Source organism: Oceanobacter sp. 5_MG-2023 (assembly GCF_030548165.1).
Taxonomy (GTDB): domain Bacteria; phylum Pseudomonadota; class Gammaproteobacteria; order Pseudomonadales; family Oceanobacteraceae; genus Oceanobacter.
In genome coordinates this window covers 20,970-44,073 of the sequence record NZ_JAUORS010000006.1, presented here as the reverse complement: position 1 = coordinate 44,073, position 23,104 = coordinate 20,970, and the positions used below count along the sequence as shown (strand labels likewise).

Sequence of the window (23,104 nt, the reverse complement as noted above, 5' to 3'; positions counted from 1 at the left end):
CTCTCCAGACTTACCGGGAAGTCCTATCGGGGGAAGTACAGTGAGCAACGACGTATTTACTGCTCCGCTGGCGGGTTGACCGCAGGGCTGACAGGGTCCCGTTCTGCGGTGGCCGCTTCTTGCATTTGCTGCCCGGATTTTACGCCCAGCACCTTGCCTTCGGTATCGGTGATCAGCCAGTTGCCGGTTAATCCGATGGTCAGTCTCACGGTGTCGTTAAACTCGAACAGGCCTGCCGGTGCCCGGCTGTGGAGAAAATCCATAAAACCGCCATCGGTGATGGGATGCAGTTCTTCGGCCGTCAGATGCTGGTAATTTTCAGGGCCAAAGATCGAGCCACCGCTGTTGGGCAAATAATAAAATACCTGGTTATCACTGGTCTGAATGGCTTTTAACGTGTCGCTGTTCAGGGTCTGGGCATAGAGTATTTCATAACCTTGCGGCGGGAAGGCAACGTACAGCGCTACCGGACGGGTTGTGTGGACGGTATAGACGCCCGCAATCAGTGCAGCCAGTTGCACCACAGCAATGATACTGAGATCCATCTTCAAACTTTTTTTCGCTGGATTGAATACCAGCAAGGTCAGTGTCGGCCCCAGTACCAGATCAACCCCGGCAATCATCAGCAGTGCCTGATGCCAGCCTTGATCGGCTTCGCTGAGAATGCCGGGATACCAGACACCAAATACCAGTGCCACCAGAATAAAAAACAGCACCAGGCTAATGCCAAAGTGGGCAGCAAAGGCCTGATAACGATTCCATGAGGTCAGATGCATAAAAGTCCCCTTTATATAAAGATTCGTTATAGATTTTTTGTGATCAACAGTCTGTGACCGATGCCATGTCAGAGTGTAATACGCATGGATAAGTCAATCGCTTTACAATCCTTGGTCAGTGCACCGATAGAAATATAATCGACACCGGTGCGTGCGTAAGGCAGCAGGGTGGCATCGGTAATGCCGCCTGACGCCTCCAGTTTGACCGGGCCAGCTGGACGGTGAGTGGTGGCAGTACGGGCGTGTTGTACGGCGATGGTCATTTCTGCAGGAGTGAAATTATCCAGCATGATGATGTCGGCATCGGCGTTGATGGCTTCATCCAGTTGGGTCATGGATTCCACTTCTACCTCGACGGGTTTGCCTGGGGCAATGTCACGGGCTGCGGCAACGGCCTGAGCAATACCACCGCAAGCCATTATATGATTTTCCTTGATCAGAAAGGCATCGTACAAGCCTGTACGGTGGTTAAAACAGCCACCGACGCTGACAGCGTATTTCTGTGCGATACGCAAGCCGGGCAGGGTTTTCCGTGTGTCGAGCAATTTGACCTGGGTGCCCGCGACCCGATCGGCATACTGTCGACACAATGTGGCGGTAGCGGACAGGGTTTGCAGAAAATTCAGCGCACAGCGCTCGCCGGTCAACAGGCTGCGGGATGATCCCGACAATTCAAACAGTACCTGATCAGGCCGTACCCATTCACCTTCGGATACACGCCAGATAACCTGAACGTTCGGGTCCAGTTGACGGAAGACTTCATCAACCCAGGCTTTGCCGGCGATGATGGCTCGTTCGCGGCTGATAATACGGGCGTGGGAGCGTTGCTGTACCGGGATCAGGCGGGCCGTAATATCCCCACTGCCGACATCTTCGGCGAGGGCGGTGGCAACGGCGGTGGCAATATCGGCAGCGTGTAGGCTCAGGTTCATGGTATGGCTCTTGATACGAATTGTAGGACGGATAACAGATACAAGGTGTTGTGCCCCTCCGGGCGACCGGGTCGTCTCTGGGTCGCGGGTCATGATGGCAGGTCACGGTGGCGGTGAATATTACACGGAACGCGGCGTTGGTGCATGGCGACTCGCAACACCGGGACCAGCAGCAGTTCTGGCTGCAACAGTGCCAGCCACGACGCTGGCAAGGGTATCTGCAAGAATGCTGACTCTGTCTAACGGGGTTGTATAACAGATACGGTGTATTATAAACGCTGAATAAACATAAAAAGCGGGGAAAACCGTTGATTCTGGATGTACAAGACGGGCGTTTGCCCGATGCGCTTTGGGTGCCATCCCCCAACTTTGGCCCGCGTCCGCCAGAGGCGGTTGTGTCTTTGCTGGTGATTCATAACATCAGTTTGCCTCCAGGTCAGTTTGGCACGGGGTGTGTGCCGCGATTTTTCACTAATCAGCTGGCTGCGGATGAGCATCCCTATTTTGCGGGCATTGCCGATTTGAAGGTCTCCAGTCATTTTCTGATCGAGCGGGACGGTACGCTTTACCAGTTTGTGAATTGTAATGACCGTGCCTGGCACGCTGGCGCTTCATGTTACAAAGGTCGACCAGACTGTAATGATTATTCTGTTGGTATCGAGCTGGAAGGCTGTGATGACACACCGTACTCTGATATGCAATATCAGGTACTGGCGCAGGTAACGATGGCTCTGCGTCGCTATTACCCCATGATTGGCAACCGTATAGCAGGTCATAACGAGATTGCACCAGGTCGCAAGACGGACCCGGGTGCGGCATTTGACTGGCCGCGCTACCTGAATTCCCTGAAACCAGATGAGTATGTCTTATGAAATTTCTGATTTTGTTTATTGCGCTGTTGCTGCAGCAACAGTTGCCTCGGGCTCGTCGCTGGGGGCAGGGAGACCTGTATGGTCGCTGGTTGGGGCTGTGGCAACGTTGGGCGGGGTTTGAACGTCAGGGTGCTCGCACGCGGTTTCTGCTATTGGTCATTCTGCCCAGTATTCTGGTGACCTTGTTGTTTATCTGGCTGGAGTCGTTTGCCTGGGGGTTGCTGGCAGCGATTGCAGAAATCGGCTTGTTATTACTGGTCTTGTTTCAGGCCAATGTTGGAGGTGGCCTGAAACGCTACCGCGAACATCTGGCTCATGGTGATGTGCAGGGTGCGTTTCTCTGTGCGGAAGAAACGGTTTCCGTGCCTGGGGTCGGTTTATCAGCGGATGCAGAAAGTCTGAATGCCCAGGTGTTGCATACTGTGCAATACCGTTGGTTCGAGTATTTTTTTCTGATGGTTTTCTGGTACATGTTCGCCGATGTAGGAGGCGTGGTGCTGGCCTGGCTGACACTGCATTTTGTTCGTGCCCAGGAAGCCGCCGCACTCATGGCGGAGGATGACGTACCTCAAACGACGGCAGCGGATTGTCAGCAAGGTGAGGAATCAGAGGGGCAGACTGCTTGTATTGCGCGCTGGTGCTTGCATTGGCTGGAGTGGGCGCCTGCCCGGTTGCTGGGACTAACGTATTGTCTGGCCGGTAATATGACCGTGGCATTACCGGTATGGCGACAACTGTTGTGGAAAACGGCTATCGACAGTCAGCAAGTGCTGGCGGATGTGGCGAGCGCAGCGTTGTCTTTCAGTCATGATGGGAAGCGTTGCTGGCACAGCGCCGCAGCGGATTGTGCTGCGGCAGCTGCAGAAGTGGACGAATGGCAACGGCTGCATTTTCGTAGCATGTCTGTCTGGATGGTGGGGATTGCCGTGGCAACGATCGGAGGCTGGTTACTTTGACGATGTCATCGTATCGTCAGAACAAGTGCCTAAGGGGACATCTATTTAATCCTGCACGGCTCTGCGCGAGTGTTGCCGTTGTTCAGGGCAAGGCGACGAATGCAGTGTAATGACGAGTCCTTTTCAAATTCGTCAACACCGCACTGGACGGCGGCAACCCGCGCCCTTCGGGGGCTGTCGGATGATCTCGACTCGGTGTCGCCGACTTTTGACTTGACCCGTCAGGCCTGCAAGTCGGCTTCGTGATTCGAAACCATCCGGTAGCCCAGAGTGAGCACCGGATTAAATAGATGTCCCCCTAAGCTTATTGTCGGTGGCTTGGCAAGTTGCCCTGACGAGTGACGGGTTTATGATCCCATTGGTTTGGAAGTAGTGGTTTGATAGCTTCTGATCATATTGTCCAGGGTGGTACAAGGGGCTTTTATCCGACATCCGGCGCGGTACAGACTGGGTGTGAGAGGCCTGCTCCAGACAACTTCAGCCTGGCAAAAGCCGGTGCGGTGTAGATCGAGGTCTGGCCGGATATCGACAAGCTCCAGGCTCAGTTCGGTACCGGGGGGAATGGGTTCGTAGGTTGAGATCATCAACCCGTTATCAGAGCAGTTCAGCAGTAAGCCAAGATAAGACAGGTCGTTTTGTTGAAAAACGCTGACGCTGGATGATACGTCGACTCTTGGGGTATGACGTTGTTCGGCTGGTCCGTTCATGCAAAACCTCCTTCACAGAGTGATATAACAGCCTAAAGGGGACATCTATTTAATCCTGCACGGCTCTGCGCGAGTGTTGCCGTTGTTCAGAGCAAGGCGACGAATGCAGCGAAATGACGAGTCCTTTTCAAATTCGTCAACACCGCACTGGACGGCGGCAACCCGCGCCCTTCGGGGGCTGCCGGATGATCTCGACTCGGTGTCGCCGACTTTTGACTTGACCCGTCAGGCCTGCAAGTCGGCTTCGTGATTCGAAACCATCCGGTAGCCCAGAGTGAGCACCGGATTAAATAGATGTCCCCACTAGCAATAGCAACCGCAGAGGATTACCCCGATGGAGCAGCGTTACAGGAAAGTAGTACCGGCCGGCGTCCTGAGTATTATGACCGCCATGGCGGCATCAGCAGACAACACCGATCGTTTCGAACTGGGGCGTATCGAAGTCAGCGCTGAACAGACATTACCAGCCACCAGCAGTGAATCAATCGACACCCAGGCACTCCGCGAAGAAAACCGGGAAACCGTTGGTGAAGCACTGGATTTGCTCCCCGGCGTTACCCTCAGTACATTCGGTTCCCGTAATGAACAAACCCTTTATATCCGTGGTAACGACCTGCGCCAGGTTCCGGTTTTTATCGATGGCATTCCAGTGTATGTACCCTATGACGGCTATGTTGATCTTGGCCGCTTTACCACCTACGACCTGGCTGAAATCAATGTCAGCAAAGGTTTCAGTTCAGTCTTGTATGGCCCCAATACCCTGGGTGGAGCCATTAACCTGATCAGCCGCCGGCCACAGCAAATATGGGAAGGCGATATCGGTATTGGTTATGCCAGTGGTGAGCAAGATGGCAGCGACAGCCAACGGGTCTGGATGAACATCGGCAGTAATCAAGGGCTCTGGTACAGCCAGATCAGTGCCTCCTGGCTCGACCAGAATGCCTGGGCCTTATCCGATGATTTTGAAGCCGTTGATACAGAAGATGGCGGCTTGCGTGACAACTCCTATCGCAACGACCAGAAAATCAGCCTGAAACTGGGCTACACCCCGAATAGCAGTGATGAATACGCCATTGGTTATATCAATCAGCAAGGGGAAAAAGGCACTCCTCCCTATGCCGGTACCGACAGTTCCACCAGTGCCCGTTACTGGCAATGGCCATACTGGAACAAGGAGAGCCTCTACGTCGTGACCCAAACCAGCCTGGGTGAAGGCCGCTATATAAAAAGCCGGGTGTATTACGATATTTTTGAAAACTCACTCTACAGCTATGATGACGACAGCTACAGCAGCCAGACCTATGGCTATGCCTTCCGCAGCTGGTACGATGATTACAGCTATGGTGCCAGCCTGGAATATGGTCAGCCACTGGGCAATCACAGTCTCAAGGCCGCCTTGCACTACAAGCTCGACCACCACGAAGAACACGATGACGACGACCCGAAACAGAATTATGAAGACGACATCGTCTCGCTGGCTGTGGAAGACACCTGGATGCTGTCGCCGCAGCAATACCTTGTAGCCGGTATCAGTCACGACCGCAGAAGAAGCCTGCAAGCGGAAGAGTACGATAGCGACACCGGTCTGATCAGCGACTTCGACAATAACAACGCCAGTGCCTGGAATCCGCAAATCGGCTGGTTTGCCCAGCTGGACAAACAGCGTGAAGTCCGTCTGACCCTCTCCCGCAAAACCCGCTTCCCGACCATCAAGGACCGCTACTCCTATCGCATGGGGTCGGCGTTGCCCAACCCGGATCTGGAAGCAGAAAAATCCACCATTCTGGAGGCTGGCGGCTCACAACTCTGGGGCGACTGGCTACGGCTGGACGGCACCGTTTTCTATAGCAAAATTCGTGATCTGATCCAGTCTGTTGACCTCGATGAAGACACCTACCAGCTGCAAAACATCGGCAAGGTCACCAGCAAAGGGCTGGAACTGAGCGCCGTCAGCTGGATTGGCGACAGCCTGCAACTGGATGCCAATTACAGCCTGTTGAAGCGCACCAACGACAGCTCCGACCTGGTCCTGACCGATGTACCAGACCACAAACTGCAGGGACGTATCAGCTGGCAGGCAACAGATCCTCTCCGCCTGGCCATTCGGGGCCAGTACGAAAGTGAACGTTACAGCGACAGCGATGGCACTATCGAGCTGGCCGCCTGGAGCCGAATCGACCTGACTGCCGACTACGATTTCACCCAGACCCTCAAAGGCCAGCTTGGCGTTACCAACCTCGGTGATCGCAACTACGCCCTGGATGACGGCTTTCCTGAACCGGGTCGTCAGTGGCATGCCAGCCTGAACTGGCAATTCTGAAGGGAGTGATACCGATGTTATATCGTCACCTGCTGCTGCCAGCGCTGTTGTTACTGCATACGCTGACCACCAGCGCCCAGACCATTACCCTGATGACCAGCTACCCGCAACCGGTGGTATCAGCATTTCAGCAAGCGTTTGAAGAACAACACCCAACCTTGCAACTCAATGTCCTCTGGCGTATGCCCTTTGATGCCCTGCCCTACCTGTTGCAACCGCAGCAGGGAGGCGTGGATGTCTACTGGACGCCATCCCAAACCAACTACCTGCGCTTAAAAGCCGCCGGTGCTCTGGCACCGTTAAAGCTGGATCGTATTGGCTTGCCGGATCATCTCGACCAGACCCGGCTGCGGGACATAGACGATACCTTTATTGCCAGTGAAATTGCCGGTTATGGTTTGTTTATCAACCCCCAACGTCTGCAGCAACTTGCCGTTGCCGAACCAACCAGCTGGCACGACCTGACAAACCCTCGGTTGCGGGGCACGGTCGCACTGCCGGTACCTTCAGCGGTCGGTTACGCGCCGATGCTGATCGATCAGCTTTTGCAGGCCGACGGTTGGCAACAGGGCTGGAACAACTGGCAAGCCATTGCCGCGAACAGCCAACTGGTCGATCGCCGTGGCAGTTTTGTTACCGACAAGGTCAGCACTGGTCAGGCAGCCATTGGCCTGACCATGGACTTCTTTGCCAACGCCACCATTGCCAGCGGCGCGGACGGGCGCTTTGTTTACCCGCAACAAACCGCCTTTAATCCAGCCCATATCGCCCTGATGACGGATAGCCGCCAGCCGGACGCCGCCCGGTTATTTATTCGCTTTGTGCTCTCGAAAGCAGGACAACAGCTGTTGTTTCACCCGGATATTCGCAAACTCCCTATACGCCCTTCGGTCTACCAACAGGCACCGGACAATATACCCAACCCCTTCGGTCTGGCACTGGACAGTCGTTATAACCCGGCCAAGGGCCTGAGCCGACGCCCCCTCACCAACGCCCTGTTTGATGCCGCCATTACTCACAATCACCCGGCGCTGATCGAGACCAGCCGGCTGCTGCATCAGGCCAGCCAGCTGGCTGCCCCGGAACCGGAAAACAACCCGATACTGCAACAGGCTTACGCGCTCTTTCATCGCCTGCCAGTGACCGAACCCGACGCTACCTCCGAGATACTGCACGATTTTCAACAACGAGAGCACAACCCGGCCGCCGACGCCCGTTGCCAGACACTGGAACAGCAGTGGCAAGGCGAGTTCGCCCGCCAGTATGCCGCCGCCGCTGACCTGGCTCGCCAGGTGATTGCCGGAGAGGCAACCTTATGATGCCACCTGTTGTTATAACGCTGCGGTTGCTATTGCTGTGGTTAATACTGCTGCCCAATCTTGCCGCTGCGGATCCAATCACCAGCTCGGCACTGGGTCGACGGGCGCTGTCACAGCCAATGCCCGGATTAACAGCCACAGAGCTTGAACAGTTTCTGCAAGGACGCAGTCTGTTTGCCCAGATGTGGGTGATTTCACCCTCGGCGGATCAACAAGTCGATGGCCTCGGGCCGCTGTATAACGCCATCTCCTGTGCCAGCTGTCACCCCGGCAATGGCCATGGACGGGCACCCGACAGGCCCGGCCAGGCCATGCGCTCCATGTTGGTACGCCTGAGCTTGCCCGGCCACGATATCCATGGCGGGCCACGGCCTCATCCGTTCTGCGGTGACCAACTGAATGAACAGGGCGTGCCCGGTGTGGCAGGCGAAGGGAGAGCCAGTGTGTCGTATCAGGAACAGGTAGTCCGACTGGCAGATGACACCGCAGTAACACTGCGGCGACCACAACTCAATCTGTCCGCCAGCCGCTGCCAACCTGCCACAGAGCTACTGACCTCCGCCCGCATTGGCCCGGCGCTGGTTGGTCAGGGGTTGCTGGATGCCATCCCCAACGCGGCTATTTTGCAGCGGGCCGACCCGGAAGACCGTGATGCCGATGGTATCTCCGGCCGCCCCAATCCGGTTTACGATGTCGCCCTGCAACAAATGACGACTGGCCGTTTTGGTTACAAAGCCAACGTGCCCAATTTGCGCCAGCAGATTGCGTCGGCCTTTCACGGTGATCTGGGTATCAGCTCCTCTCTGTTTCCAGACCAGAATTGCACCGCGGCACAAACCGACTGCCAGACCGCCGCCACCGGTGGTGACCCGGAATTGAGCGACGAGCAACTTGATCAGCTGGTGTTTTATCATCAAACGCTGGCATTACCTGCCCGACGTCAGCCCGAGGCACCGAACGTACAACTTGGCGAACAGCTGTTTTATCAAGCCGGTTGTGAGAGCTGCCATCGAGCACAATTCAAAACCGCGGCCAATGCCAGCCCGGCGATTCTGGCCAATCGCACCATTCAGCCCTGGAGTGATTTGCTCTTGCACGATATGGGGCCAGAGCTGGCGGATAATCGCCCGGATTTTAACGCCAGCGGTCAGGAATGGCGGACGACGCCATTATGGGGAATCGGGCTCGCGGACAAGGTCTCCGACCACCCCGGTTTTCTTCACGATGGCCGCGCCCGTAACCTGCTGGAAGCGATTTTATGGCATGGCGGAGAAGCCAGTAAAAGTCGAACGGCCGTTACCCTGATGAGCCGTGAACAACGTCGGGCCTTGCTGGATTTTTTACACTCGCTGTAAAGCAGCTGGGGGCTGGTCTGGGGTCTGGCCTGGGGCATCAAGCAGGAAGACAGGGTCAGGCAACATGCCCCAGAATCCACCAGGCTTCCGCCATCGCAATCAGCATCAGTAGCGCACTCAGCGTCTGCCAGAAACTCAAAGGATGTCGCTTGATCAAAGGCTCTCGGGTGTGTTGCTGCAACAAGCTGTTATTGGGCTGATAGAGGTCGGTACGAAACTCGGAAAAGGAATCATACCGTTGTCGTATCACTGGGTGTGCCGCCTTTTGCAATACCAGCTCCAGCCATAGCGGCAAGTCCGGGCGGTATTGCCGAATCGGTCGATATTGCCATTCATGCGTTGATTTGGCCCCACGCCGCCCAGCCTGCTCCATGGCAAAGGGTTGTTGGCCAGAAAGCATTTCGTACACCATCACCGCCAATGAAAACAGATCACTCTGACTGTTGGCGATACCATCAATCACATATTCTGGGGCGATATAATTCACCGACCCCAGCGGCATATCTTCATCGTCGAAGACGCCGGACTCTGCCAACCCCCGTACCATAACGGTGCCGTAATCAATAATCTTGATATTGCCGTCAGCGGCCAGAATAACGTTTTCCGGTTTAAGATCACGGTGCACCATACCCATTCGTTGCATAACCCTCAGGCCATTAATCAACTGGTCGGCCAAGGCCCGTACCTGGGGTAAATCGGCCATCGGGTGATCCAGCATCCACTGCCGCAGACTACAGCCATCAATCCATTCACAGATGTGATACAGAAAGCGGCTGTTGGCCTGCTGCGGATACACTTTCATCAGGTTGGGGTGATCAAGGCGACTGCCGATCCACTGCTCCCGGGCAAAACCATCGAGATACACAGGGTCATCTTCAAAGTTGAGCGATGGCGCTTTAAGGGCATAAAAACGACCATCACGGCGATCGATTACTTTATAAAGATGGCTGCGGGCATTGGCATGTATCACCTGCGTCACCCGGTAATAATCCAGCGTTTGGCCAACAGCTAATACCGGTGGAATGACCCGGGCGCTGACAGCCCGTTGTGTTTCATCCAGCCCGGCAGCGGGCAAGGACTGAATCCGTACCATCACACAGGTCAGGTTGTCATCCGATCCGGCCTGCAAAGCCGCATCCAGCACGTCTCGACAAATATGCTCAATCTGATGCTGGCGCGTATCCGCTCCAACGCTCGCCATGGCTTGTTGCAGCTGCTCATGACTGACAAACCCGTGAACACCATCCGTGGTGAGCAATAATTGATCGCCAACCTGCAGATCACAGGTCAGATAGTCCACTTCCAGACGGGAGTCCATCCCTAACGCCCGGGACAAGGCTGAGCCACCCTGGCTATTGTGTACATGATCACGAGTGAGCGGTTCCAGCACCCCCTCTCGCCAGTGGTAAATCCGGCTGTCGCCAACATGGAACAGGTGGGCCGTGCGGGATTTAAGCACCATGCCGCTAAAGGTCGTGACCAAACCATTGTGCCGGGCACTGGCCTGCTGGCCATGATGGAATAGCCAGGCATTCAGCGCCGACAACACTCGGGCGGCAGCGGTTTTGACATCCCAGCTGTCGGGTGTGCTGTAATAATCCTGCAAAAAATGCGTCACGCTGGTGGCGCTGGCCTGCTGCGCGTTATCACTGCAACTGACGCCATCAGCAATACAGACTCCGATGCCCTTGTACTTGACGGCTGACAAGGTCGGCTGATAAAGCGCAAACGCATCCTGGTTGAGCACCTTGGTACCAGCGGTAGTGACACCACCAAACTGGATGTCTAATGTGTTGCTACTCATTACTCATAATGGCTCAGGTCCAGGATCGTTTTGATCAACATCAGTTCACACTGATCATTTCGACAGTGCCATCGTCGTTTACTTCAGCCATATGGCCCTTGGGTTCTTTCATTGCCAACAGAGCAATAAAACCCACCACCGCCGTGCCTGAAATCACCATAAAGAAAGTCGAGTATTCCACCAGCGACAAGATCGTCAGATAGGTAACCGCTCCAACGTTACCATACGCCCCTGTCATACCGGCAATCTGGCCGGTCAAACGACGCTTGATCAGCGGCACCACCGCAAACACAGCCCCTTCCCCCGATTGCACAAAGAAAGAACACACCATGGCTGCCACTACCGCCAACCAGACCGGCCATTCGCTATCCACCATTCCCATCACCAGATAGCCCACCGCCAGACCCGCGGTCAGAATCAACAAGGTCGGTTTACGGCCAAACTTGTCAGATAACCAGCCGCCTCCCGGGCGCGACATCAGATTCATAAAGGCATAGGCAGACGCCACCATACCGGCGATCACCGGCGACAGATCAAAGGTTTCGGCAAAAAACAGCGGCAACATGGACACCACCGCCAGCTCGGAACCAAACGTGGCGAAGTAGAGAATATTCAATACCGCCACCTGCCTGAACTCATACCGATGCATCTCAGGCACTGCTTCGCTAAAGACGGTTTTGTTCACTTTCCAGACGTGTGATACCTCATAGGCGTACAGCAGCACCAAACCGATATAACACATCAGCGCCGTGGTCTCGGACAACATGCTCACTCCGGCAGGCGATAACTTCCAGGCCAGCAGCGCCATGGCGGCATACATCGGCACTTTCATGATCAGCAACAAGAAGAAATCTCCCTGGCTGGTCACTTCCATTGCTCCCATGTGTTTGGGTTTGAAATAGGTCGCGCCCTTGGGGGTATCGGTAATGTTCTGGTAATACACCACGCTGAACAACAGACTGATCAGCCCTGTCAGACCAATCGCATACCGCCAGCCATCATCTCCGCCAAACCACAGCGCAATCACCGGCAAACAAAAGGCCGCGGCGGCAGAACCAAAGTTGCCCCAGCCACCATAAACACCTTCGGCAGTGCCCAGCTCATTCGCCGGAAACCATTCACTGACAATACGAATCCCAATCACAAAACCGGCACCGATAAAGCCCATTAAAAAACGGGCAATGGCGGCTTGTGTAAAGTCCTCGGCCAGGGCAAACATAAAACAGGGGATCGAACACACCGCCAACAAGGCGGAATACACAATACGAGGGCCAAAGCGGTCGGTCAGCATGCCGATAATGACCCGCGCCGGTATGGTCAGCGCGACGTTCAGGATCAACAAGGTTTTGATTTCAGAAGGCTGCAATCCCAGGCTGGCAGCCATGGCCTGCAACATCGGGGCGTGGTTAAACCACACCAGAAAGGTGATAAAAAATGCCATCCAACTGAGGTGGAGGACTTTCATCTTGCCGGTAAACGACAACAGATTAAAACGTTCGGCGCTCATAACATGCTCTCTGATCCATAATACATACAGTAGCTCACGCCCCACGACGGCAAAGATAACCGGCACGGCAATACAACGAATTCAAAAATACAGGAGAAACAAACAGAGGGAGTTATTGCACCGGAGCGGTAGCAGAACAGGTACCGTGTATAAGTTATCGAGACCTCATACAGACCACGCAACAGCAGTTACTTTCCCAGCGATAACGACAGCCGGTGGCTATCGATCTCTGATCAGTTTTTTTGAATGCGCCGTTGCGTAAGTGTCAGATCACAACGCTGCGAATCTGACGAATAACCAATAACGAAGCAGGAAGAATGCCAATGATCATTGCCGATGCATCGGACCCGACAAAAATCAGCCCCCGGTTCCATCGTCTCCACCGTCAATCGGCATGACCTCTGCCTGAGCGTTGACCTTGGCAGCGGTCTTTTTTGTTGCATCAGTGCCCCAATCGCGGCTGTTTATACTTGCCAACACCTTTTTATCGCACCGATTTCAGGCAAAAAACCACAGTAAGGTTCTATTTGAGTGCGAAATCATTCTTTGCCACATCAGGCTACTGATACCTTTCTTACTGTCATAGCTGATTATTTTGCTGCCCAGAAAGACCACCTCACAACAGATACCCCCATGTTGAGCAGATCGGCAGGCTCCATACCGAGACCGATATCCACCCGCTCTGGCATAAAATCTGCTTTGATTCCACCACGTCGACGCCGCAGGTAACCTCCTGACCGATCAAAGAAGATCACGGCACACAACATCGACACACATATTCCCTATAGCAAAGGCGCTCCCAGGTTGACTGGTGAGCGCCTTTTTTTATGCGAAAAAAATGATATGAACAGCAACAGTCTCGTTATTATTGGTAACGGCATGGCCGCCAACCGGGTTCTGGAAGAACTGGGCACCGACCACCCGTTCGATACCATCCACGTACTCAGTGATGAACATCTATGCCATTACAATCGCATCATGCTGTCACCCTTGCTGGCCAACGAAACCACCCTGGCAGCGATTACTCCCCACGATGCCAGCTGGTATCAGCAGCGCCGTATTCATGTGCACCTGAATACCGCGGTTGAGCACATCGACACCAAGTTACAGCGCGTTACCACCAGCACTCACAACACCCTGGATTATCAGGCGCTGCTGATTGCCACCGGCTCCCGCTCCGCCATTCCCAGCATGCCAGGAACCGACGGCGACCAGCCCGACAACGTACTCGGCTTTCGTACCATGACGGATGTCGATGCCATGCTGGCAGCACTGCCGACCCTCAAACACGCCACCGTCATTGGGGCCGGTTTGCTCGGTGTTGAAGCCGCAGTCGGGCTCAAGGCCCAGGGCGTAGAGGTAACACTGATGCACCGCAACCCGGTGCTGATGAACCGCCAGCTGGATGCCACCGCCGCCACGATCTTGCAAGAGGAGCTGACCCAACGGGGCATCGATGTACGCACCGGCGTCTCACCACAATCCCTGAGCCTGAACGCCAACCGCGCCACAGCCGTGCACTACCGGCTGCGCAACCAGCCAGACACCGACACCACAACCATCCGACTCGACACCGACCTGGTCGTATTTGCCACCGGTATTTTACCCAACCGGGAACTTGCCGCCGCCGCCGGGATAACCACCCGCCGTGGTATCTGCGTCAACTCGCATATGCAAACCTCGGACAGCCATATTTATGCACTGGGCGAATGTTGTGAATTTGAAGGACAAACCTACGGCCTGGTCGCCCCCATCTGGGAACAGGCCAAAATCGTCGCGGCAGGACTGGCTGCCATCCCCCCTCTGGCATCTCCCTTACCCCGTTACGCCGAACAGCAGCATCTGACCAAACTCAAGGTCTCAGGGGTTGATATTCACAGCATGGGGCAATTTGAAGCCACAGGGCACGATCAGGTTATCCAGCTACAAGACCTGACATCCGGTGTGTATAAAAAACTGGTGATTCAGCAGCAGCGTATTGTCGGCGTGTTGTGCGTCGGCGATGTACTGGATTCCAACTGGTATTTTGACCTGCTTAGCCAGCAGGTTGATATCCGTGCCATCCGCGCCAACCTGATATTGGGCAAAGGATATTGCGATAACAACGCCGCCGGTTTGCAACACAGGGTTGATGCGTAGGGGCTGGCTTCGCTCATAGCCATTACTCGCCGTTGCCGACCGCCGTTGCCGACAGCCACAGAAGGCATCCCTACGCCGTCAATTTCAGACTCAGGGCAATGGACAATGGATGGGCGGAGAGAAAACAAAAAGCCCTGTATTTCAATGCTATTCACAAGAAATACAGGGCTTTCTGAGGTTTGCTATTCGATGTTCTGAATCTAGACTCTGAGCAACGCTTTTACCAACCGTTCCGACAGCTGGTCTTCGGTGAACTGTGGCTCATTGGGTGGATAAAGGGAATCTTCTACCAGCTCAAACCCGTTATCACGAGCCAGTGCAAACAGCTCTTTCATTTTCAGGCACGCTTTTAACTGCGCACCCAGCTCTGCATCTTCACGCGCTTTTTCCGCAAAGGCCTTGATCACAGCAACAGACATTGATTTTCTTCCTATTTAATTTGATTGACTGACAATCCCTAATCGCAAATATCGAACCAGCTCGCGTACCAGCCTGACAAACAATATAAATATCTTTAAAAATCAAAAACTTAACAATAAAAATAAAATCAAGGACAGAGCCTTGCCTGTGACGACCCGTACCTTAGCCACCATCGTTTGTGGCTTTTACGACAGCGTTACGACAAAAGCCCCACATGGCCCACAAGCTCAGAACTTCAGTACCACACCGGCAGAAACGGCCTGAGGCGTATTACCTGCCGTTGTTTTCAGCTCATCGTTCATGCCGCCGTCAACACCTTGGTAGCTGGCATTGGCATCGTTCGCTGTCCGGGTATAAAGCGCATAGGTTTTCAGTACCTTGGACCAGGAGCGTTCAACAGCCAACGACGTCATTATTGCACCGCTCGCACTGTATCCTTTGGCGCTTTCGGCGACCAACACACTGCCGATCCATTTGAAATCACCGTCTTGTAATGCCAGTTGACCACCCCAGGCCTTGCGATTCAGATCATCGGATTGCCTGAGATTTTCAGCCAGTAGCAGAGCTGTCCAGTGACCATCCTGATAACGGGAGGCCACACGGGTAACATGCAGATTGGCGCTGGTGCCATTTTTCCAGTAATCATGCGCGACCGCGGTAACAAAATTGCCCTGCTTCCAGGTGGCGCCAAGTGCTGCAAAACCCGCATCATTATCGTCTACGGTGCCTTTGCTGGAGGTTGCTTCGGTGGAATACTGTGCCGATATAGCCAGCTGATGACCGCTCTGTTCCAGGTAATAAGTCGCCAGTAACATATTGGCAACCCGCTTGTCGGCCTTGTTGCCTGATGTTGCACCAGCGCCCATGATGGCACGACGGTCAGCTGCAGTATCTCCCAGCATTGCCATCGCGGAGACCGACTTGGCCAGCGTATCGTGATAACCGGCTTTGATTTCCCAGCGAGTGTATCCTTCTTGCTGCTCTTTTAACCCCAGGTAAGAGTTGCGAGTGGCGAAGGTGTCGCCGTCGTAACCATCCAGGTTGATTGTTTGTTCCAGCTGGTAAAACGCCACCAGATTATCCACACCCGTGGCTATCTCGCCCTTGAAACCAAGGCGCGATGAATTGGAAGACAGGCTGACATCACCATCCGACAGGCCGCTGTCGTTGTCGACCTCATCGGCCTCAACACCGGAGTCCATATAATTCAGTGCCATATGAATCTTGCCGTACACCTCTAGGGTGCTGTCAGACAGATCAATGGAATGCACATGGTTGGACATAACAAAAAAACAGGCCGCTATCGTTGTGACCTTGGAAAACAATTTCATAAAAAGAAGGTTCCAGATTGACTCAAATAGCCGTAATGGATTGGGTTATGCAGAGAAACCGGGCCTCAGCCTGTCCAGAATATTCCGTACTGGTATGACAGTTCACGGCCATACGGTCCGGCCCTTTAGCCATGACGGTGTATTTCTCAGGGCGGCATTGTCATCCAAATGACATTAATATGAAATATTACTGAAACCAAATTGTCATAAAAATTCCGGTTGGCAGGTCATTGACCAATCACCTGTCCATACTGGCAATCAATCATGACGGTCTGAGTAAGCAAGGGGTGGAGCGAAAAACACCCTGGGTTATTTCACCCGTGACTGGCCAGTCCGTTGCGGGCTGGCCTGTGTGTCTCTGCGTCCATACGATGGAAGGAGTCTGGAAGGGTCAGAAAATCGGCTGGCGGCGTTATCGGGTCACCCCCAGAGCAGCCAGCAGTTCCTGATCGGAGAAGATATGTGCCCAGATTTTATCGAGGGCTTCGTTGACCCATTCTTCGTTATAACTGGCAACCGGTGAGGCCACCACAGAACGGCTCTCGCTCAACTGATACGGCTTGCTGAAATGACTAGGGCCATCCAGCACGCTGACGGTCAATTTCAGTTCAAAGGCGCATTTCGATACCACCACGCCTTCATTACAGGAATATTCAAAGGTGTTGATATCCAATTGTAATTTCAGCGGCTCCACCGTACTGTTGCCACCAAAACCCAACTCGGCCAGGGTGTTTTTCAGTCGTTTGGTCAGGGTGGTATACAGTGGCACCTCGGCAACCAGAGGCGAGTTTTCCGGCAGGCGACCACCACGGTATCCAATCAGGTCATCATCCACACCCCGATCATCCAGTACCCGCACCAGCGCATTACGTTCGCTACTGAGTTGGCCTGTGCCAACATCGGCTTGCTCGTTCAGTTCGATCACTTGGGGCGACAGAACACAGCCTGTCAATCCTGCCAGCAATGCAGCAACACCTACGACTCTTGTCAATCCAAACATGTTATTTCTCCGGCAGGTCGGCTTCGCGACGGTTAAAAATCCAGGTATTGCCCTGAGAGTCTTGCGTACTATAACGGTATCCGGCCAGATCAAACGCTTTCAGTTCCTCGGCCTTGTCGATGCGCTGGTCAATCAGGTAGCGCGCCATTAATCCGCGCGCTTTTTTGGCGTAAAAACTGATGATTTTAAACTGGCCATTTTTTTCATCCTTAAACACCGGGGTAATCAACTCGGCATTGAGTTGCTTGCTCTGCACCGACTTGAAATATTCATTGGATGCCAGGTTCACCACGGTCTGGCTGTTATGTTCGGCCAGCTCTTGATTAAGGGCAGCGGTGATTCGGTTACCCCAGAATTCGTAGAGGTTCTTGCCGCGGCCATTGTTCAGCCGGGTGCCCATTTCAAGCCGATAAGGGGCCATCAGATCGAGTGGTTTCAGCAAGCCGTACAAACCACTCAGCATACGTAAATGCTGCTGGGCAAAATCGAGATCATCCGGCGACAGCGTCTCGGCGGCCAGCCCGGTGTAGACGTCACCCTTAAACGCCAGCAGGGCCTGTTTGGCATTGGCGCTGGTCAGCGGTAACGTCCAGTTGGAATAGCGTTCTACATTCAGCTCTGCCAGCTTGCTGCTCAACCCCATCAAACCGCTGATCTCATCGGCAGAATACATCCGCAAGACATCGATCAACTCGGCCGAATCTTCCAGAAAACCCGGCTGGCTGCTGCGGGAAGTAGTGGCCGGTGTTTCATAATCGAGCGTTTTGGCAGGTGATAATAACGTCAGCATGGTGCAGGGATATCCATCCAGGTAAGCAGAATATTCGATAATACCGGCGCTGTCGTTGCAACCCAAGTATTGCTCAATAAGGTGGCAACTATTGATTCATATTAGCCCCGACTGTTCACTTTTCCACCTTATGCTACAATCCGCCGCTTTCCTGAACATCGGCCACGCCAGACACTGTTGTCCAAGCCGTTATCCACCCCTCCCAATCCGTTTGTCCCGGTTGTTTTATCGGGCCATGCTGATGGTTGTGATAACGATGCTGATACCGGCAGCGCCTGGCAGACGTTAACCGGAACCAATGCACACTCGCAGCGGCTCCACACGGCAAGAAAGCAAGAGGGTTTACCCAATGACAGTACAGGTTGGCATTATCATGGGCTCCAAGAGCGATTGGCCCACCATGCAACACGCCGCCGAGATGCTCGATTCTCTGGGCGTTGCCTACGAAGTAAAAGTCGTCTCTGCGCACCGGACCCCGGATTTGCTGTTCGACTACGCCAAAACCGCCCAGCCACGGGGCCTCAAGGTGCTGATTGCCGGTGCCGGCGGGGCCGCGCATCTGCCTGGTATGGCAGCTTCCCAAACCTCGCTGCCCGTCCTCGGCGTACCAGTGAAATCGCGGGCGCTGAATGGCCTCGATTCCCTGCTGTCGATTGTGCAAATGCCCGGCGGAGTGGCCGTTGGCACCTTGGCCATTGGTGATGCCGGCGCTAAGAATGCCGGCCTGCTGGCCGCCCAGATTCTGGCCACCAGCGATGCCGACCTGCTCAAGCGGGTAGATGACTTCCGGGCCAAACAAACAGATACGATTCTCGCCGAGCCAGACCCACGAGACGCATTCTGACCGAACCGGTACACTCTCGGGTGCTCCGGTTGTAGATTGTGTAAAAGCGGCCGCTCAATGGCCGTTTTTGCTATTTGAAAGCAGGCTATATTCGCCAGATCAAGGTAGTAAAACTTATGAACATCGGCATTCTTGGCAACGGCCAGTTAGGCCAGATGCTGGCCGCCAGCATCACCGACCTGACCGATATCCAGGTCAGTCTCTACGACTTGCGCGCCCACTCCGACGAGTCACTACAGGCATTTATTGCCTCCGTTGATATTCTCTCTTACGAGACCGAGAACATCCCCGCCGCCATCGTCAGCCAGCTCGCCAGCTGCGCCGACAAGCTGTTCCCCAGCCTGGAAGCATTAACCATCTTTCAGAATCGTTTGCTGGAAAAGAACGCCTTGCGGGCTGCCGGGATCGCCACGGCCGAATTTGCCGCAGTGAACTCCCTCGATGACCTGCAAGCCGCCATCGTCACACTCGGCTTGCCCATCGTATTAAAAACCACCACCGAAGGTTACGACGGCAAAGGCCAGTATGTGCTCCGCAGCGCCGCGGATGCCGAACCGGCCTGGGCGGCCATTGGCAACCGCGAACTGATCGCCGAAGCCTTTGTGCCTTTCTCCCGAGAAACCTCGGTGATCGCCAGCCGCGACCGGGATGGCAATATGGTGATCTGGCCAATGACGGAAAACGTCCATCACGAAGGTATCTTGCGCTATTCGCTCTACCCCGCGGCTGGCCTCAGTGAAGCCAAGGCGGAGCAGGCTCGCCACTATATTCGTCAGCTGGCCGATAGTCTGGACTATGTTGGTACCCTGACGCTGGAGCTGTTTGAAACCGACACCGGTCTGGTCGCCAACGAAGTGGCTCCCCGGGTCCATAACTCCGGTCACTGGTCAATTGAAGGGGCCGACACCAGCCAGTTCCGTAACCACATGCTGGCATTGGCAGGCAAACCACTGGGAAGCACCCAATCCCGTTACCCTGCCGTTGCCATGCTTAACGTGATCAGTGACGAGACCCCGACCGCCGCCGCCAGCGGAATGGCACATGTTTTTGTTCACTCCTATGGCAAAGAAGCCCGCCCGGCTCGTAAACTCGGACACGTCACCGTCGTTGCCAACAGTACCCATGAGCGCGACACCACCATCACCCAACTGGCCGGGTTGCTCCCCGCCGGTGTATGGCAGCAATAACAGGGAGTTTGTCATGGCCAAGTCACTGCAAGAACAAATGCTGGAAATGGGTCTGGTTAACCAGAAAAAAGCCAAGAAAAACGCCAAGGAACTGAAAAAATCAGCGCACTTGAAACGTACCGGCAGCGAGGATGCCCCGGAAGATACCCAGGCTGCTGCCGAAGCCGCACGCAAGGCCAAAGCCGCCCACGACCGCGAATTGAATCGCCAGAAAGAAGCGGAGGCGCAGCAAAAAGCCATTGCCGCCCAGATTCGCCAATTGATCCAGACCAATACGGTCGAGTGTGATGGCGACATCAAATACAACTTTTTGCATGATAAAAAAGTCAAACAGATGTACGTCAACCAGGCGGTCTGGGATCGTCTCAGTCGTGGCCAGCTGGCCATTATCCTGTTTGAAAAAACCCGCCAGGGGCCAACGTATCGGGTGATTCCCCTGCAGGTGGCTGAGAAAATCCGCCAGCGAGCTCCTGACCACTACATGCTGATTGCCGAATCCCAGGGCGATGACATGGATGAAGACGATCCATACGCCGCCTACCAGATTCCTGACGATCTGATGTGGTAACTGCCCGATACACGCCCGATAGCAATAGCCGGTGGTCACCCTGGCCACCGGTTTGCAAACTGCCGGTGACCAACACTGCCGGTTTTTGAAACACTGTCCAGGAATCTGCCGATGTACGTCACCACTACACCGAATATCGAAGGTAAACGCATCACCGCCTATCGCGGCATTGTCGCCGGTGAAACCGTGCTCGGAGCCAATCTGTTCAAGGACCTGTTTGCCAGTGTTCGCGACATTGTGGGTGGCCGCTCTGCGACCTACGAGAAAGAATTGCAAAAAGCCCGCGCTATCGCACTGCAAGAACTGCAACAACGCGCGGCCGAACTGGGAGCCAATGCCGTTGTCGGCATCGATATCGATTACGAAGTCATGGGTAAAACCAGTGGCATGATGATGGTGTCCGCCAGTGGCACCGCAGTCATCGTGGAGTAGCCGGAGCCTGGGTCAATCTAGGTCAAAGCCAATCTCCCAGCAACAACTTGATCGCCACCACCAGCGTTACCAGCTCATACAAACGCTTGATGGTGCGATTACCGGCCTTGATCGACGAGTTTGCCCCGAGATAACCGCCAATCACGGATCCCAGTAACAGCGTGGGAATCCAGCTCCACTGTACCTCTGCCACCGATCCCATGGTCAGCGCTCCGGCACCGTTCCACCCCAGCCCGACAGCAACCAGTGTATGAGCCACCGCCAGCTTGTATTCCAGCCCGAACCAATACACCAGCCACAGCGTCACAAACAGGCCACTGCCTGCCGACAGGGCACCGTTCATAATGCCAATCACCAATAACCCTGCTGCTCCCAGCACCATACCGGGCATATTGCGATGCCGGGATGCCGCTGCCAGGCCCAGTTGTGGCTTGAACATCGAATAGATCGACAGCGCCAGCATCAGTACCCCCAGGGCAATTTCCGCCGGGCGATCGGCAATCCCGAGAATAAACAGCGCACCGCCCACCACCCCTGGCACTCCGGCCAGTACAATCAACGCCAGCAGCCAGGGCTGCAAATGGCCTTCCCTGAGATGCCGCCCTGTTGCGCCCACTCCCAAAGCCACCGTCGCCACCTTGTGTGTTGCCAGCGCCAACGGAAACGGCAGGCCGAGAAAAATCAGCATCGGCAGCTGAATCAGGCCAGCACCACCGCCAGCCAGCGCCGAAAACCAATTGGCGACAATCGCCAGTACCAGCAAAATAACGTATTCAATATAATTCATGGGTTATACACTGTCAGAGAGTAATGCAGCAGCCCATCGGCCGCTGCCTTGAACAGACCAGAGGAATGTTATGACCTACGCGCTTTACTACTACGATATGTGCCCGTTTTGCCAAATGGTGCTCCGCACGCTGCCAGGCTTGAAGGTCGATGTTGAGAAACGCAATGTGCAGAAAAATCCAGCCTTCCGGAAACAGCAGCAACAAGCCACTGGCCGCACTACCGTGCCTTGTCTGCTGATTACCGATGACCAGGGCAAGGAAGAGTGGATGTTTGAATCTGCCGATATTATTCGTTATCTGAAGTCGCTTTAAGCTGCTCCAGCACCACAGGGTCTGCCAGCATCCGGGTGACGGTATCCACCACCGCCTGGGTGTGCGGGTCCACTTCCAGGTTCACCGCATCCCCAACAGCTGCCTTGCCAAAGGTGGTGACCTCCCGGGTTTCAGGGATCAGGTGCACCGAGAAACGATCCGCCTCGACCTCTGCAATCGTCAGGCTGCAACCATTAAGTGCCACATATCCCTTGTCGAGCAGGTAAGGTAGCAGCGTTGCCGGGCGTTCAAACCAGAGCACCAGGTTATTGGCCGATTCGATACGTTGCAGAATACGCACCTGGGCCATGACATGGCCGGACAGCAGATGGCCGCCAATCTCATCACCAATACGGGCAGCACGCTCAATATTCACCTCGTCACCCACCGAGAGGGCCCCCAGGTTCGTCACAGCTAACGTCTGTCCAATCGCATCAAAGCTGACAGCCGCTCCTTCGATCGACCGCACCGTCAGGCAGGTGCCATTCAAAGCCACTGATGCACCGGTTTGCAACCCTTGCTGCAGCGCCTCAGGAAACATCAGCGTCAGGGTAGCAAAGTCTTGTTTGCTTTCAATCTGGCTCACCGCCAGCCGGGTTTGAACGATTCCAGTAAACACAGTTTTCTCCTCATCTATTCTTGCCAGCATTATGCACTATACCGCGCCAAGGCAGTGACAGCGGCCTGCGGCTCCTGCTTGAGACAGGTCATTCCAGTGACCATATCTGATTAAAATGCCAACCTC

22 protein-coding genes are annotated in these 23,104 nt (G+C 54.7%); 11 read left to right on the top strand and 11 right to left on the bottom strand.

All coding sequences use genetic code 11. The features are described 5' to 3' along the window. Positions 1 to 56 precede the first annotated feature (56 nt). Both Q4551_RS05640 and nadC read right to left on the bottom strand, forming a co-directional pair. The gene (locus Q4551_RS05640) at positions 57 to 776 is read right to left on the bottom strand and encodes a hypothetical protein (protein WP_303432359.1); all 720 of its coding nucleotides are present in this window, start codon (positions 774 to 776) and stop codon (positions 57 to 59) included. Between the two features lie 68 nt (positions 777 to 844). Next, positions 845 to 1,708 carry a carboxylating nicotinate-nucleotide diphosphorylase gene (nadC, locus tag Q4551_RS05635; protein WP_303432358.1) on the bottom strand — a complete coding sequence of 288 codons (864 nt, stop codon included), beginning with the start codon at positions 1,706 to 1,708 and terminating at the stop codon, positions 845 to 847. A 314-nt stretch (positions 1,709 to 2,022) separates the two neighbouring features. Between nadC and ampD the strand changes: the two genes are divergently transcribed. Together ampD and ampE are read left to right on the top strand one after the other, a co-directional pair. Beyond that, positions 2,023 to 2,580: a 1,6-anhydro-N-acetylmuramyl-L-alanine amidase AmpD gene (ampD, locus tag Q4551_RS05630; protein ID WP_303432555.1), complete on the top strand. Its 558-nt coding sequence runs from the start codon at positions 2,023 to 2,025 to the stop codon at positions 2,578 to 2,580. Next, on the top strand, positions 2,577 to 3,536 hold the full coding sequence (gene ampE, locus Q4551_RS05625) for a regulatory signaling modulator protein AmpE (protein ID WP_303432356.1): 960 nt from the start codon (positions 2,577 to 2,579) through the stop codon (positions 3,534 to 3,536). Before ampD ends, ampE begins: the two co-directional genes overlap by 4 nt. A 347-nt stretch (positions 3,537 to 3,883) precedes the next feature. On the opposite strand, the gene Q4551_RS05620 is transcribed toward ampE, so the two are convergent. After that, positions 3,884 to 4,243 (bottom strand): PilZ domain-containing protein, encoded by a 360-nt coding sequence (locus Q4551_RS05620; protein WP_303432355.1) that lies wholly within the window; start codon positions 4,241 to 4,243, stop codon positions 3,884 to 3,886. 334 nt (positions 4,244 to 4,577) lie between these two features. On the opposite strand from Q4551_RS05620, the gene Q4551_RS05615 reads away from it, so the two are divergent. The 3 genes from Q4551_RS05615 to Q4551_RS05605 are packed head-to-tail and all read left to right on the top strand — an operon-like array spanning position 4,578 to position 9,237. Continuing rightward, positions 4,578 to 6,563 (top strand): TonB-dependent siderophore receptor, encoded by a 1,986-nt coding sequence (locus Q4551_RS05615; RefSeq protein ID WP_303432352.1) that lies wholly within the window; start codon positions 4,578 to 4,580, stop codon positions 6,561 to 6,563. Between the two features lie 14 nt (positions 6,564 to 6,577). Next, positions 6,578 to 7,882 carry an ABC transporter substrate-binding protein gene (locus Q4551_RS05610; protein ID WP_303432351.1) on the top strand — a complete coding sequence of 435 codons (1,305 nt, stop codon included), beginning with the start codon at positions 6,578 to 6,580 and terminating at the stop codon, positions 7,880 to 7,882. Next, positions 7,879 to 9,237 (top strand): di-heme oxidoredictase family protein, encoded by a 1,359-nt coding sequence (locus Q4551_RS05605; RefSeq protein WP_303432349.1) that lies wholly within the window; start codon positions 7,879 to 7,881, stop codon positions 9,235 to 9,237. The genes Q4551_RS05610 and Q4551_RS05605 overlap by 4 nt, the downstream gene beginning before the upstream one ends. 55 nt (positions 9,238 to 9,292) lie before the next feature. Here the strand turns inward: Q4551_RS05605 and Q4551_RS05600 are convergent, their stop codons facing one another. Beyond that, positions 9,293 to 11,041, bottom strand: coding sequence for a bifunctional protein-serine/threonine kinase/phosphatase (locus Q4551_RS05600; RefSeq protein ID WP_303432347.1), 1,749 nt, complete (start codon positions 11,039 to 11,041; stop codon positions 9,293 to 9,295). A 40-nt stretch (positions 11,042 to 11,081) separates the two neighbouring features. Continuing rightward, positions 11,082 to 12,548: a NarK family nitrate/nitrite MFS transporter gene (locus Q4551_RS05595; RefSeq protein WP_303432344.1), complete on the bottom strand. Its 1,467-nt coding sequence runs from the start codon at positions 12,546 to 12,548 to the stop codon at positions 11,082 to 11,084. An 843-nt stretch (positions 12,549 to 13,391) separates the two neighbouring features. Here Q4551_RS05595 and Q4551_RS05590 point away from each other — a divergent pair. Then, on the top strand, positions 13,392 to 14,687 hold the full coding sequence (locus Q4551_RS05590; protein ID WP_303432342.1) for an NAD(P)/FAD-dependent oxidoreductase: 1,296 nt from the start codon (positions 13,392 to 13,394) through the stop codon (positions 14,685 to 14,687). A 200-nt stretch (positions 14,688 to 14,887) separates the two neighbouring features. Here the strand turns inward: Q4551_RS05590 and Q4551_RS05585 are convergent, their stop codons facing one another. The 4 genes from Q4551_RS05585 to yaaA all read right to left on the bottom strand — a co-directional run bounded on the left by Q4551_RS05585 (position 14,888) and on the right by yaaA (position 18,228). Further along, positions 14,888 to 15,106 (bottom strand): Nif11-like leader peptide family natural product precursor, encoded by a 219-nt coding sequence (locus Q4551_RS05585; protein ID WP_303432340.1) that lies wholly within the window; start codon positions 15,104 to 15,106, stop codon positions 14,888 to 14,890. 228 nt (positions 15,107 to 15,334) lie between these two features. Continuing rightward, positions 15,335 to 16,438: a porin gene (locus Q4551_RS05580; protein ID WP_303432338.1), complete on the bottom strand. Its 1,104-nt coding sequence runs from the start codon at positions 16,436 to 16,438 to the stop codon at positions 15,335 to 15,337. Between the two features lie 412 nt (positions 16,439 to 16,850). Beyond that, the gene (locus tag Q4551_RS05575; protein WP_303432336.1) at positions 16,851 to 17,438 is read right to left on the bottom strand and encodes a YajG family lipoprotein; all 588 of its coding nucleotides are present in this window, start codon (positions 17,436 to 17,438) and stop codon (positions 16,851 to 16,853) included. Position 17,439: 1 nt separating this feature from the next. Then, the gene (gene yaaA, locus Q4551_RS05570; protein WP_303432334.1) at positions 17,440 to 18,228 is read right to left on the bottom strand and encodes a peroxide stress protein YaaA; all 789 of its coding nucleotides are present in this window, start codon (positions 18,226 to 18,228) and stop codon (positions 17,440 to 17,442) included. 349 nt (positions 18,229 to 18,577) lie between these two features. Here yaaA and purE point away from each other — a divergent pair, with 349 nt between their 5' ends. The 4 genes from purE (at position 18,578) to Q4551_RS05550 (ending at position 21,259) form a co-directional block, all read left to right on the top strand. Then, positions 18,578 to 19,072: a 5-(carboxyamino)imidazole ribonucleotide mutase gene (gene purE / locus Q4551_RS05565; RefSeq protein ID WP_303432333.1), complete on the top strand. Its 495-nt coding sequence runs from the start codon at positions 18,578 to 18,580 to the stop codon at positions 19,070 to 19,072. Between the two features lie 116 nt (positions 19,073 to 19,188). Next, on the top strand, positions 19,189 to 20,259 hold the full coding sequence (locus tag Q4551_RS05560; protein ID WP_303432331.1) for a 5-(carboxyamino)imidazole ribonucleotide synthase: 1,071 nt from the start codon (positions 19,189 to 19,191) through the stop codon (positions 20,257 to 20,259). 13 nt (positions 20,260 to 20,272) lie between these two features. Beyond that, positions 20,273 to 20,827: a DUF2058 domain-containing protein gene (locus tag Q4551_RS05555; RefSeq protein ID WP_303432329.1), complete on the top strand. Its 555-nt coding sequence runs from the start codon at positions 20,273 to 20,275 to the stop codon at positions 20,825 to 20,827. 111 nt (positions 20,828 to 20,938) lie between these two features. Then, positions 20,939 to 21,259, top strand: a complete 321-nt coding sequence (locus Q4551_RS05550; RefSeq protein ID WP_303432327.1) for a heavy metal-binding domain-containing protein — start codon at positions 20,939 to 20,941, stop codon at positions 21,257 to 21,259. 22 nt (positions 21,260 to 21,281) lie between these two features. On the opposite strand, the gene Q4551_RS05545 is transcribed toward Q4551_RS05550, so the two are convergent. Beyond that, positions 21,282 to 22,046, bottom strand: a complete 765-nt coding sequence (locus Q4551_RS05545) for a sulfite exporter TauE/SafE family protein (RefSeq protein WP_303432326.1) — start codon at positions 22,044 to 22,046, stop codon at positions 21,282 to 21,284. Between the two features lie 70 nt (positions 22,047 to 22,116). Here Q4551_RS05545 and Q4551_RS05540 point away from each other — a divergent pair, with 70 nt between their 5' ends. Continuing rightward, positions 22,117 to 22,359, top strand: coding sequence for a glutaredoxin domain-containing protein (locus tag Q4551_RS05540; protein WP_303432325.1), 243 nt, complete (start codon positions 22,117 to 22,119; stop codon positions 22,357 to 22,359). On the opposite strand, the gene Q4551_RS05535 is transcribed toward Q4551_RS05540, so the two are convergent. Beyond that, entirely contained in the window at positions 22,334 to 22,978 is a 645-nt protein-coding gene (locus Q4551_RS05535; protein ID WP_303432323.1) for a riboflavin synthase subunit alpha, read from the bottom strand. The two genes, Q4551_RS05540 and Q4551_RS05535, sit on opposite strands and share 26 nt — an antisense overlap. Positions 22,979 to 23,104: the final 126 nt, after the last annotated feature.